This is a genomic window from Pseudomonas sp. CGJS7 (assembly GCF_036961695.1).
This window is the reverse complement of the sequence record NZ_JBAMDI010000135.1, coordinates 1-12,074: the sequence shown is the minus strand read 5'-3', so window position 1 is coordinate 12,074 and position 12,074 is coordinate 1. Positions and strand designations below refer to the sequence as shown.

At 67.6% G+C, this 12,074-nt stretch carries 15 protein-coding genes; 4 read left to right on the top strand and 11 right to left on the bottom strand.

Translation table 11 applies throughout. The annotated features are described in order from the left end of the window. Nucleotides 1-235 precede the first annotated feature (235 nt). The gene (gene cysK / locus V7787_RS44165; protein ID WP_336094049.1) at nt 236-1,192 is read left to right on the top strand and encodes a cysteine synthase A; all 957 of its coding nucleotides are present in this window, start codon (nt 236-238) and stop codon (nt 1,190-1,192) included. 35 nt (nt 1,193-1,227) lie between these two features. Here the strand turns inward: cysK and V7787_RS44160 are convergent, their stop codons facing one another. From V7787_RS44160 to V7787_RS44135, 6 genes are all read right to left on the bottom strand, one after another. Further along, complete coding sequence (locus tag V7787_RS44160) at nt 1,228-1,626, bottom strand: hypothetical protein (protein WP_336094048.1); 399 nt, start codon at nt 1,624-1,626, stop codon at nt 1,228-1,230. A gap of 32 nt (nt 1,627-1,658) precedes the next feature. Continuing rightward, nucleotides 1,659-2,198 (bottom strand): ribosomal protein L7/L12, encoded by a 540-nt coding sequence (locus V7787_RS44155; RefSeq protein WP_336094047.1) that lies wholly within the window; start codon nt 2,196-2,198, stop codon nt 1,659-1,661. 61 nt (nt 2,199-2,259) lie between these two features. Next, complete coding sequence (locus tag V7787_RS44150) at nt 2,260-2,880, bottom strand: LysE family translocator (protein WP_336094046.1); 621 nt, start codon at nt 2,878-2,880, stop codon at nt 2,260-2,262. Nucleotides 2,881-3,138: 258 nt separating this feature from the next. After that, nucleotides 3,139-4,149 carry a class I fructose-bisphosphate aldolase gene (locus V7787_RS44145; RefSeq protein ID WP_336094045.1) on the bottom strand — a complete coding sequence of 337 codons (1,011 nt, stop codon included), beginning with the start codon at nt 4,147-4,149 and terminating at the stop codon, nt 3,139-3,141. Between the two features lie 215 nt (nt 4,150-4,364). Next, nucleotides 4,365-5,045, bottom strand: coding sequence for a hypothetical protein (locus V7787_RS44140; RefSeq protein ID WP_336094044.1), 681 nt, complete (start codon nt 5,043-5,045; stop codon nt 4,365-4,367). Then, entirely contained in the window at nt 5,045-5,365 is a 321-nt protein-coding gene (locus V7787_RS44135) for a hypothetical protein (protein ID WP_336094043.1), read from the bottom strand. Before V7787_RS44135 ends, V7787_RS44140 begins: the two co-directional genes overlap by 1 nt. A gap of 252 nt (nt 5,366-5,617) precedes the next feature. On the opposite strand from V7787_RS44135, the gene V7787_RS44130 reads away from it, so the two are divergent. Both V7787_RS44130 and V7787_RS44125 read left to right on the top strand, forming a co-directional pair. Next, the gene (locus tag V7787_RS44130; RefSeq protein WP_336094042.1) at nt 5,618-6,439 is read left to right on the top strand and encodes a hypothetical protein; all 822 of its coding nucleotides are present in this window, start codon (nt 5,618-5,620) and stop codon (nt 6,437-6,439) included. A 114-nt stretch (nt 6,440-6,553) separates the two neighbouring features. Then, entirely contained in the window at nt 6,554-7,909 is a 1,356-nt protein-coding gene (locus V7787_RS44125; RefSeq protein WP_336094040.1) for a hypothetical protein, read from the top strand. Between the two features lie 453 nt (nt 7,910-8,362). On the opposite strand, the gene pyk is transcribed toward V7787_RS44125, so the two are convergent. Beyond that, complete coding sequence (gene pyk, locus V7787_RS44120) at nt 8,363-9,829, bottom strand: pyruvate kinase (RefSeq protein ID WP_336094038.1); 1,467 nt, start codon at nt 9,827-9,829, stop codon at nt 8,363-8,365. Between the two features lie 101 nt (nt 9,830-9,930). On the opposite strand from pyk, the gene V7787_RS44115 reads away from it, so the two are divergent. Beyond that, complete coding sequence (locus tag V7787_RS44115) at nt 9,931-10,521, top strand: GNAT family N-acetyltransferase (protein WP_336094036.1); 591 nt, start codon at nt 9,931-9,933, stop codon at nt 10,519-10,521. 10 nt (nt 10,522-10,531) lie between these two features. Here the strand turns inward: V7787_RS44115 and V7787_RS44110 are convergent, their stop codons facing one another. The 4 genes from V7787_RS44110 to V7787_RS44095 form a co-directional block, all read right to left on the bottom strand. Further along, entirely contained in the window at nt 10,532-10,918 is a 387-nt protein-coding gene (locus V7787_RS44110) for a VOC family protein (protein ID WP_336094034.1), read from the bottom strand. Between the two features lie 161 nt (nt 10,919-11,079). After that, nucleotides 11,080-11,298: a DUF6289 family protein gene (locus tag V7787_RS44105; RefSeq protein WP_336094033.1), complete on the bottom strand. Its 219-nt coding sequence runs from the start codon at nt 11,296-11,298 to the stop codon at nt 11,080-11,082. A gap of 249 nt (nt 11,299-11,547) precedes the next feature. After that, nucleotides 11,548-11,775 carry a hypothetical protein gene (locus V7787_RS44100; protein WP_336094031.1) on the bottom strand — a complete coding sequence of 76 codons (228 nt, stop codon included), beginning with the start codon at nt 11,773-11,775 and terminating at the stop codon, nt 11,548-11,550. Between the two features lie 98 nt (nt 11,776-11,873). Further along, nucleotides 11,874-12,074: hypothetical protein (locus V7787_RS44095; protein WP_336094029.1), on the bottom strand; the 201-nt coding region annotated here is incomplete at its 5' end.

The following is a 12,074-nucleotide window of genomic DNA, read 5'->3' as shown; positions in this document are numbered from 1 at the left end:
CGGCGAACAGGCCATGCGGCTCCGGCGGGCGCGATTCTAGCGGTGGTTCATTAACGCTTGCGTGGGCCATTGGTTGACCACCGTATCCGCAAACTCCGAACGGCGGCGTGTGCGCGCCAGGGCCGTGCCCCACCCCGTCCTGCGGGCACGGATGTTGCATCGCAGTAACCGGTTCGATACCGCCGCCGCTGTGCCCGGGGTCCATACTCCGCGTTTCCCCCCAGGAGCCCGCCCCATGATCCACGACAGCATTCTCGACACCATCGGCCGCACCCCGATCGTGCGCCTGCATCGTCTGGCGCCGGAACACGTGACCCTGTACGCCAAGGTCGAGGCCTTCAATCCCGGCGGCTCGGTCAAGGACCGGTTGGCGCTGGCGATCATCCTCGACGCCGAACAGCGCGGCCTGCTCAAGCCCGGCGACACCGTGGTCGAGGCGACCTCGGGCAACACCGGCGTGGCCCTGGCGATGGTGTGCGCGGCGCGCGGCTACAAGTTCGTGGCGACCATGAGCGAGACCTTCTCGGTCGAACGCCGCAAGCTGATGCGCGCCTACGGCGCCAAGGTGATCCTGACCCCGGCCGCCGAGCGCGGCAGCGGCATGGTCCGCAAGGCCGCCGAACTGGCGGAAAAACACGGCTGGTTCCTGGCCCGGCAGTTCGAGAACCCGGCCAACCCGGCCTACCACCGCAGCACCACCGCGGCGGAAATCCTGCAGGACTTCGCCGGCCGCCGACTCGACCATTTCGTCACCGGCTGGGGCACCGGCGGCACTTTGACCGGCGTGGCCGAGGTGTTGCGCGTGGCCCGCCCGGAGGTGCGCGTGAGCGCGTGCGAACCGGCCGGCGCCTCGCTGCTGGCCGGCAATCCCTGGCAGCCGCACAAGATCCAGGGCTGGACGCCGGACTTCGTGCCGGCGGTGCTCAACCGCGATGCCGCCCACGCCATCGTCCCGGTCGACGAAGTGCTGGCGCGCGACACCGCGCGCAGGCTGGCGGCCGAGGAAGGCATTTTCGTCGGCATTTCCGCCGGCGCCACCGCCGCGGCCGCGCTGCAGGTCGCGCGCGAGGCCGAACCCGGCGCGGTGATCCTGGCGATGCTGCCCGATACCGGCGAGCGTTACTTCAGCACCTTCCTGTTCGAAGGCATCAACGAAGGCAGCGATGAGGAGTGGTTGAACTCGTTGGGCTGAGCCGCGGCGCCGCGCGCCGCGACGGCGCGCGGCGCTCAGTCCGAATACGGCAGCGAGAGTTGTCGGTTCCAGGACAGGAACAGGACGCCGCCGGTGAGGTCCTGCAGGGCGGCCTGCACTTCCATCATCGTGTTGATTTCGTCCAGGGCTTCGTCGAAATCGTCGATGGCCACGAGAAAACAGCGGTCGCAAGCCGACAGCGCTTGGCCTTCGGGCGTCGCCGCGCCCCAGCGCGCGGCGATGTCGCGCGCTTGCGCCGCTACCTGCGGCCCGCTCAGCAGCCGCACCGCGAAGCTCGGCAGGTCTTCGCCGGACAGTTGCAAACTCTCGCCGTCGCGCGCGACGTCCACGCCGATATCGAGCAAGGCGCTTTCGGCCGCGTCGAGGTCGTGGGCAGGGTCGTTGAAGTAGATCGCGCAGTGATGCGGGCTCATGCCGGTTCCTTGAATGTGGGCGATGGCGTCGCTCAAGCGCCGATGAAGTACCACACCGCGGCCAACACGATGGCGCCGAGCAGCACGGCCGCCCACAAGCCGCCGCTGCGATCGCCCGCGGCGACCGTGCGCCCGCTGTCGCCGACCGCGCCGCGCTTGGCGCTCACCGAGGCCGGCGCAACCACCCCGACCAGCGCCGCTTCGCCGCGTTCGGCATAGGCTTCGACCAGATCCTTGGCCTCGCGCAGCCCCAGGCCGTGTACCTCGCGCACGATCTTGATCGCGACGATGAGTTCGCCGCGCTGGATCGCGACCCGCGCCGCCTCCGGCAGCCCCAGGCTTTGCGGCGAACCCGCCTCGGCCGGTTCGGACCAACCCGCCGCCGGCACGGCCGATACCGGCAAGTCGCCGGCGCGCATCCGGCGCTCGTAGTCTTCGACCGCATCCTTGGCCTCGCGCAGGCCCATGCCCGGGTTGCTGTCGATCAGCAGCTTGATCGCCTGGATCTTGTTGTCCGACTTCAGCAACGTGGCTATTTGCGGCGGGAAAAACGGGGTTTTCTCGTTCGGCATCGCCAGACTCCTTGGCTGTTGTCCGCTCAGCCTAACGGGCCGCCAGCGAATCCGTCACCCGTCAGCGCGAAGACCAGGCCAGCTTCACCCCGAATCCCAGCATCAACCCACCGACGATGCCGTCGAGCGTGCGCGCCACCCGCGCGCTGCGCATCATCCCGGCCATGCGCGCCACCCCGAGCACCAACAGGCTCAACCAGACCGTGCCCATCAGGTAATGCAGGCCGATCATCAGCACCGACTGCACCGCCATGTCCGCGCCGGGGGCGAGGAATTGCGGCAGGAACGCCAGATAGAAGATCGCGATCTTCGGATTGAGCGCATTGGTGAGCACGCCCTGCGCGTAGCTGCGCCATAGCGAAGTCGGCGCGCTTTCGATCTGCGCGGCATCGGCGCGCGGCTTGAACGCGGAACGCAGCGCCTTGATACCTAAGTAGATGAGATAGGCGCCGCCGAGCATCTTCACCGTCCAGAACGCCTGCTCGGAATACATCAGCAAACGCGCGACGCCGAAGGCGAACAGGGCGACGTGGAACAGACCGCCGGTGAGGATGCCCGCGACCGTCGCCAGCCCGCGGCGCACGCCGCCGAGGGCGTTGCCGATGACCAGGAACGTATCCGGCCCCGGCGCTACGGTCACCAGCATCGCGGCGACGGAGAAGGCTAGCCATTGGGTTTCCATCGTCGAGATTCCGGGTGGTGGTGTGGGGAAAACCAAAAACAGAGACTAAAAAGCCCCTCTCCCGCTTGCGGGAGAGGGGTTGGGGTGAGGGCAGTCCAGCTCGCATCGTAGCTCGATACACCGCGCGCCCTCATCCGCCCTGTCGGGCACCTTCTCAGCCTTGCACACCCTTCGGGCGCCGCAAGCGGGAGAAGGGAAAAAAGAAAACGCCGGCGAGAAGCCGGCGTTTCTTAGCGTTACTTATGCAGAAACCGCGCCTTACGCCGCAGCCTTCCACTGCCCCAACGCCGCCAGGCCATTGGCCTTGGCGCGCTCATACACCGTCTGCTGAGCCTTGGCGTAGTTGTTGACCAGATCCTGCGACCACAGCTTCAGCGCCGCCGACTGCATCGCGCGGCCGTAGGAGAACGACAGCGGCCACGGGTTCGGACCCATCTGGTTCATCGCGTTGAGGTGCGCGGTCGCGGCCTCATCGGACTGGCCGCCGGACAGGAACACCACGCCCGGCAGGGTCGCCGGCACGGTCGACTTCAGGCACTGCAGGGTCGCCGCGGCGACTTCCTCGACGCTGGCCTGCTCGGCGGCCAGGGTGCCCGGCACCACCATCGAAGCCTTGAGGATCGTGCCTTCCAGCAGCACGCTGTGCTCGTACAGCGCGCCGAACAGCGAACGCAGGGTCACTTCGGTGACTTCGAAGCAGGTGTCGATGTCGTGGTTGCCGTCCATGATCACTTCCGGCTCGACCATCGGCACCAGGCCCTGCTCCTGGCACAGCGCGGCGTAGCGCGCCAGCGCGTGGCTGTTGGCTTCGATGCAGGTGCCCGAGGGGATGTCGTCGCCGATGTTGATGACCGCGCGCCACTTGGCGAAGCGGGCGCCGAGCTTGTAGTACTCCTCAAGGCGCGCGCGCAGGCCGTCCAGGCCTTCGGTCACCACCTCGCCCGGGAAGCCGGCCAGCGGCTGCGGGCCCTTGTCGACCTTGATGCCCGGGATGATGCCGTGGTCGGCCATGTGCTTGGCGAACGGCACGCCGGCCTTGGTCGACTGGCGCAGGGTTTCGTCGAACAGGATCGCGCCGGAGATGTATTCGTTGAGCTTGGGCGTGCCCAGCAGCAGCTCGCGGTAGGCGCGGCGGTTCTCTTCGGTGTTCTCGATGCCGACGCCGGCGAAACGCTTGGCGATGGTGGCGGTCGACTCGTCGATCGCGATGATGCCCTTGCCCGCGGCGACCATGGCCTGGGCGGTTTCGGCAAGCTGTTCGATGCTCATGGAGATCCTGCGGCAGCGGTGGGAAGCCCGCGATTATAGCCGCTGACGGTGAACCTCGCCCGCTCGGGCGGCCTGTCGAATCAGGTACTTGCGCCCAGTTTCGGCGGTAATCGTTTTCAAGCGGAGGGCGGGCCGGGGCGATCGGCCCGCCGGCCGGGCGATGCCGGCCCGTTCAGATCGCTGCCGCCCGCCCTGCCGATTTCGGCCGCAGGCGGTCAGCGGCGCCGCGGCCAATCCCCGCCGATCGCGTTGGCGCCGGGACGGATGGAGAACAAGAACCGGTGCTCCTCGTCCTCGCCCAGACCGACCGTCGCCTCGGTCAGCGCCGGAATCGGCAGACGGCTGCTGCCCTGCAATTTCGCGTACCACGCCCGGTATTCGCGCGAGCCCGCGGCGCTGCGGATCGCCCCCATGCAGAGCTCGATGCCGCAGGCGAAGCGGTCCAAGCGCATCGACCCGGGCAGAGCGTCGAGCTGGGTTCGCAATTCGGAGCGATAGGCGCCTGTGAGTTCGACGGCATCGGCGTTCTCGCGTTCGAACTGGGTCATGAGTTGGTCGAAGCGCTGCGACCGTAATGCGTCGGTCGCGCGCTGGTTGATCCGGCCTTCCTCAAGGAAGCTGCGCTCCAACGCTCGCGAGGAGCGATTTTGGGCGATCGCGCCAGGCGCGCCATCCGGATTCGCACCTGCCTCGGCTTCGGTAACGGCATCGCGTATCCGCGGCGGCGCGGAGAGATCGCCATCCGCCGGCGCTCCGGAAGCGCGATCCGCGACAGCGGCGGACGAATCGGCGCGATTCCCCGAACGAAACCACACCGAGACCAACAGGGCGACGACCGCCGCCATGCCGACGCCGATAGCCAAGCGCGCACGCAACCTGTCTCTGTCCGGATTCATCACTCTTTGCGCGGATCGGGATCGTTGGTGTTTTCGCGCAGCCAGCCGCCGTTCGAATCGTAGACGTACCAGCCGCCGCCGGAGGTCACTCCAACCACGCAAGTATTCGCGCAAGTGAACGAACGTCCAGCCACGATCACGTCGTTCAACGCCACCGCCGTGAATGCGGCAACCAACAGCCCGAGCATGAGCGCAGTTTGCTTACCTAGCTTCGAATCGCGCATCGCTATTCCCCCTTGAAGAATCCGAAACCGCAATCGAGCGATAGCAGCGGAAAAATCGTAGGGCAGCCCCGCACCGGAATAAAAGGCCCAAAACATGCGGAAAACTTCTGTATCCACATGCCGACAGCGGGGCGGCGCGGTTCGTCGGCAGGAACTCGGCGATCGCCCCCACTCAAGCCAGCGACCGCATCGCCCGACCTGCGTCCGCGGGCAACCGGTTATGCGCTGGAGTACGCGGCCGGCCGGCGCGGCGAGTTGACAGGGACGGCGAGTGAGCCACAGCATCGCCCGAACCGGCGGAGGCCGGACCCGCGGCCACGCCGCTCAAGATCGACATGGAGGTTCACGATGGGATTCCACCGCCTGCGCATCGGCGCATTGCTGGCCGCTACTTGGCTGTGCGCACCGGCCGCGTTCGCCGCCGCCCCTTCCGCCGACGCTTTGGACGCGATGATGCAACGCACCGGCCGCGACGCCAGCGCCGAGCACCAGCGCCAACTCGATACCGCGCTGTCCGCCGCGCCTTCGCTGCGCAAGCAATTGGCGCAACTGGCCGCATCGGGCCAACTCACCGCCATCGAGATCGTGCCCGACGACCGGGCGCCCAGCGTGCGCAATCAAAACTTTGCCGGCGCTACCCAGGACAGCCGCATCGTCCTGACCTCGGGCCTGTTGGACGCCTTGCGCCAAAACCGCATCGACGACGTGGTCCGCGCCGAGGACATGCTGCCGGACAACACCGTGTTCGTACTCGCCCACCTCGGCCAGCATCTGGCCGCGCGCAAGCAAGCCGAACTCGACGATGCCGAGCTCAAGAGCGAGATCGAAAAGGGCATGGCGGCGGCCAAGGCCGCATCGACCCCGTTCGACGCCACCGCGATCGTCGGCAAAAGCATCGACAAAGCGATCGCGCGCGAAGCGCAGGCGATGATCGTCGGCTGGAACGCGGTGGTCGACGCCGGCATCCAGGCCAACGGCGGCAAGCAGATCAACGCGTATCAGATGTTCACGCTGTTGCGGAATCTGCGTTACGGCAGCTTGTTCATCAAGGCGCTGGACGAAAAACCCACGCGCCTGCAACTGCTGTCCAACGGCATACCGGTGGACGCTCGCAACATCGGCGCGATCGTCGATGCGTTGAAGCAATCCAAGCTGTACGACATCGAATAGCCGGCGAACGGTGCGCATCCGTTGCCGCGCACAGCGCGAATATCGGCCGCGATTGCGCCGGCAATCGCCAAGCCTTAGCCTGCCGGTCCGCATTCAACGCCAAGGACAGCGACCATGCCGCGACACTCCCACCGCCCCGACCCGACCGCCCGCGTAGCTCTTCGTCGCGGCCTGCTCGCCGCGGCCCTGCTGCTGGCCGCATCGGCGGGCGCGCACGCCGCCGACGCCGAGTACGACACCGCGGTCGCCGCGTGCAAGGCCGCGCCGAAAACCGGCAGCCGATATGTCGCCGTCACCGCCGCGCTGATGCGGCCGGCGCCGCGCAGCGACGGCGGCCTGGTCCAGCGGATTCCGATCGCCACCGAAGTGACGCTGGAATGCGAACTCGACGGCTGGGTGCGCGGCCACACCGACGGCAACTCGCCGGCGGTCGGCTGGATCCGCGCCGATCTGCTGCAAGCGCGCGCGCCCACGCCGGAGTCGTTGGCTGCCGACTACGCCAAGGCCGCCGGCGATCAACGCAAGATCGCGGCCGAGCGGATGGTGGCGTTGACGCCGTATCAGCCGCGCGGCCATCAGGCGCTGATCGAAACCCTGCAAGCCGCCGGCGACAGCGAAGGCGTGCGCCAGGCCAGCCTGATCCGCGATCAACTGCTGCACCCCAAGGGCGAGCGCTTGAACGGCGAGCCCAAGCTGGTGTTCGCGGTGAATCGCGGTTGGGTGGCCGCGCTGGCGCGGGTCGAGGACGGCGGCGCGTTGCGGACGATCGATCCCGAAGCCGAGGCGGCTTACTACCCGGCGCGGCGCGGCTTGCATTTTTATCGCCGCGGCGGCGCCGACGGCTCGGTGCAAGTGCTGGACTCCGGCCAGAGCGTCAGCGTCGGGCTGGAGGCGCCGGTGCGCCATTCTTCGATGACCGCGCGCAGCGATACCGTGTCCGGCCTCGCCAGCAATTTCGCTATCGACGCCCAGTCCGGCGCAGCCGATCCGGCGGTGTCCGCCGCCGCGCGCAAGCGCATCGAGAACGAACTGCGCGCGGCGTTGCAGGGCGAGAAGATCGACCGCGCGCAGATCGACAAGGCGCTCAAGGCGCAGCCTGGCGATGAGCAACGCGGCGGCGTGCAGATCGCCGCGTTCGACGCCGGCAAGTTGGGGCGCTTGCACGTGGCCACCGTGGTGTGGGATTTGCCGCCCAAGGATGAGAATGCGGCGGAGCTCAGCGTGGATGTGGCGCTGATTCTGGAAGACGACGGCAAGGGCGGGCTGAAGACGGTCGGCCGGGTGGTTCAGCAGACCGGCGGCGATATGGTCGAAACCCATCGTTACTTCGACCGGCTGGATATCGACGGCGACGGGACGCCGGAGCTGATTTTCCAGCTCGGTCAGTACGAGGGCGTCGAGTATCAGATCTGGAGCCGCAAGTCCGGGCAGTGGAAGCCGGTGTTGAAGGGCGGTTACGTCGGGGCTTGATGCTCGGCGTCGCGGACGCGGCGGCTGTGGCGGGGCCGATGAGAGCGAAAGTCAAAATGGATTCCGGCTTTCGCCGGAATGACGATCGCGGAGTTGCGTCGGGTAAAACATGGTCGCTGAGTTGCGCCGGGTAAAGGACGATCGCTGAGCTGGATGGGGTGCGGATTGCCGAACCACGCGGCTTGGTTCGACGTTCTTAGAACCGCCCACAAACCGCGCAGCTCACCCACCGTCATTCCGGCGGAAGCCGGAACCCATTTTGATTTTGCTCTCGCCAGCGCAGGTAAGGCCGTTTGGTTAGCGGCTCTCAACACCCGACGCAATGTTCCAATGCGCAAACGGCGAACCGGCAGCGGGCTGCGATGAGTTCGGAGCCCGCAAGGCCGACGCCGCGACGCCGGCCTCAACGCATAGCGCAGAGCCGGCTCGCGCCGGCCCAAAGCCGCCTCAGGCTTACAACTCGCCCAGCCCCTGCGCGCCGCCGTCGTCGGACACTTCCAACAAACGCAGCGTATTGGTCGCACCATGCTGTTCCATGGTGTCGCCGCTGGTGAAGATCACCCGCTCGCCGCCGGCCAGACGGCCGGAGTCGAACAACTGCTTGACCACGTTGCGCGCAGCGTCGCGCGAGGCCATGCCGCGGCTGTCGAAGTCGATCGGGTAGACATCGCGCATCAACGCCATCCGCCGGCGCGCGCCGCCGTGGCGCGAGAACGCGTAGATCGGCGCGTTCGAGCGGAACCGCGACAGGAAGCGCACGGTGCCGCCGGATTCGGTCATCGCCACGATCGCGCGCACGCCGATGTGTTCGGACAGGAACATCGCCGCCATCGCGATGGCCTGGTCGGCGCGTTCCAGATTGCGCGGCGCGGCCTCGAAATCGGTGTCGTGATCGAACTGGCGCTCGGCGCCCAGGCAGATGCGCGACATCGCCTCGACCGCCTTGATCGGATAACGGCCGGCGGCCGATTCCTGCGACAGCATCACCGCGTCGGTGCCGTCGATCACCGCGTTGGCGACGTCGAGCACCTCGGCGCGGGTCGGGATCGGGTTGTCGACCATCGACTGCAGCATCTGGGTGGCGGTGATGACCACCCGGTTGCGCGCCAGCGATTCGCGGATGATCTTCTTCTGCAGGCCCGGCAATTCGGCGTCGCCGATCTCCACGCCCAGGTCGCCGCGCGCGACCATGACCACGTCGCTGGCGTCGACGATCTCGGCCAGATTCTCGATCGCTTCGGCGCGCTCGATCTTCGACACCAGCGCGGCGTCGCTGCCGGCTTCGCGGGCGATCCGGCGCGCTTCGTTCATGTCGGCGGCGTTGCGGCAGAACGACACCGCGATAAAATCGGTGCCGAGTTCGGCCGCGACCAGGATCAGCTCCTTGTCGCGCTCGGTCAGCGCGCCCAGCGACAGGCCGCCGCCGAGCTTGTTCAAGCCCTTGCGGTCCGACAGCGCGCCGTCGTTGAGCACGGTGGTGATGATGCGCTCGCCGTCGACCGCGCCCACCCGCAGTTGCAGCAGACCGTCGTCGAGCAGCAGCACGTCGCCGGGAGCGACGTCGTTGGGCAGGCCGAGGTAGCTGACCCCGACTTCGCGCAGGTTGCCCGGCGGCGGGTTTTCGCTGGCGATCAGGTCGAAACGGTCGCCGGCCTTGAGCAGCACCCGGCCTTCGGCGAAACGCTCGATGCGGATCTTCGGGCCGGGCAGATCGGCGAGGATGCCGACCTCCACGCCGACCCGCGCGGCGGCTTCGCGTACGGCGTTGGCGCGGGCGATCTGCGAGGACGGATCGCCGTGCGAGAAATTGAGACGTACGACATCGACGCCGGCATTGAGCAAGGCATCGAGCACGCCCGGCGGATCGGTGGCCGGGCCCAGGGTGGCGAGGATCTTGGTGCGACGCGGACTGGAGGACATGGCAGACTCTCTGGACTGCCGGCCAAGCTAGCACAGCTTGGCCGCGCGCCGAACCGTTCGCGCGCGCCGATCGCGCGCCCCGTCGCCGAGGTCGCCGCCGCATGTCCCACAGCAGTCAGAGCATCGCCGCCGCATTGTCGGCCCTGGACGGCTGGCCGCTGCTGCAAGGCCCGCGGGTGCGTTTGCGCGGCCCGCGCGATGCCGATGTCGAGGCGTTCTTCGAACTGTTCGGCGATCCGCGGGTGATGCGCTACTGGAGCCGGCCGCCGCTGACCGAACGCGCCGAGGCCGAGCAGTTGCTGACCCGCTGTCACGACGAATTCGCCGCGCGCACCGCGCTGGAATGGATCATCGCCGACGAAAACGACCGCGCCATCGGCAGTTGCAAGCTGTTCCGGCTGAATCCGACCCACCGCCGCGCCGAACTCGGCTATGCGCTGCATCCGGACCACTGGGGCCGCGGGGTGGCGCGCGAAGCCAACACGCTGGCGCTGGATTGGGCGTTCGGCACGCTCGGCCTGCACCGGGTCGACGCCGGCATCGATCCGGACAACACCGCGTCGCGGGCGTTGCTGCATCGGCTGGGCTTTGTCACCGAAGGGCGCCAGCGCGAGAGTTTCTTCGTCGAGGACCGGGTCACCGACAGCGAGCTGCTGGGCCTGCTCGGCAGCGATTGGCGGCGCGACCGCTGAGCGCGGGCGGCTAGCCGCCGGGCGCGGAGGATCGCGAAACCGCGTGCAGGCCGATGCAGTTTCCTTCCAGGTCTTCGATCTCGGCGACGAATCCGAACGCGCCCACCGCCGTTTCCGGATACAGCACCGCGCCGCCGGCGTCCACGGCCTTTTTCAAGATCGCCTGGATGTCGTCGACGTCGAAGTAAATGCGCACGCCCGACTTGCCGGGCAGGTAACTGTCTCCGCGCGCCAGGGCGCCGCTGGCGCCGTGCCGTTCTTGGGCGTACGGAAAGAACGCCATGTCGTTGCCGTCGATGCTGGCGCGTTCGAATTCATAGCCGAATACCGCGGCGTAGAAGCCGATAGCTCGGTCCAGATCGTCTACCGGGATTTCGAAGTAGCTGGCGGGATTCATGCGGAGCGCTCACGGCGATCGGGTCGCGACTCATCGCGCATCCGGGCGATGGCGCGAGTCGGATCCGAATCCTACCCGTCGCGCGTCGGGCCTGGCCAGCGCGCCCGCCGCTGGATCGATCCGCCGCGCCGGGCGCGAAGGCCCGGCGCGGCGGCGATGAATCAATCGCAAATCCAGGTGCGCTTTTTAAACACCTCGGTGCGATCGCCCCACGACAGATATTGCCCGCCGCAGTTCGCGGTGGCGCCGCCGACCTCGTTGCCGGCCGCGTCGAAATAGATGATCGAATAGCCCTGCCCGGCCGGTCCGGCCTGGGCGCCGCCGAGCATGGCGGAGGCGATGAGTGCGGCGCTGAACGCCGCGATTGCCAGATAACGCATGGTGTCTCTCCTGTCGTCGATGAAGTCGTCGATGGATGCTGCGTATGCGCGAACCCCGCGGCCGGCCGGCAACGAAAAACCCCGCTAATGCGGGGCCTTTCGCGCGACCAAAGGCCGCGACCGCGCGACCGTGCCGATGCTCCGAGCGAAGACGCCGGCCGCGGCATCGCCGCGTCGGCGCAATGAAGCATCGGCCGATCGCCGTCGCCGCGCGCACCGCCGGATCGCGGCGGTCCGCGCTAAGCCGGTTCAGCTGTCCGAGCCGCAGCCCTGCACGAAGTGCTTGTTGGGGTTGCTGTGATCGGTGTTGCCGGTGCGGCCGTCGGCGGCGCCGCAACCACCGGTCCACTTGCCGATCTGCGCGCCTTCGGCGTTGTAGTAGTACCAGGTGCCCTGCCAGTTGGCGAACGCGCTGAACGAAGCGCTGCCCATCAACGCGACCGCGAACACCGCGGCGAAAAGTCCGATACGACGCATGCGATTTCTCTCCGGAATAACGCGGCGCCCATTCGCCGCACCGGCAACGTAACCAACAGTTGTCATGTCGGGACGGCGGAATGACGACAGGATTGTCATCACTTTGCGTAAACGTGATTGGCTTCGCTTTTGACGTTTTTGACATGCGTAAACGCAGCCGCCATCGCAGCCGGCGCGACGTGGCGCGGCGAGGATGGTGATTGCTTGCGCGCGCGGCGCGCATGGGTTCGGGCGAACCGATCTATCGTGCGCTGCAGCATCGATGGGCGGGAGCTGCGCAGGCGAGCATCGATGCCTGC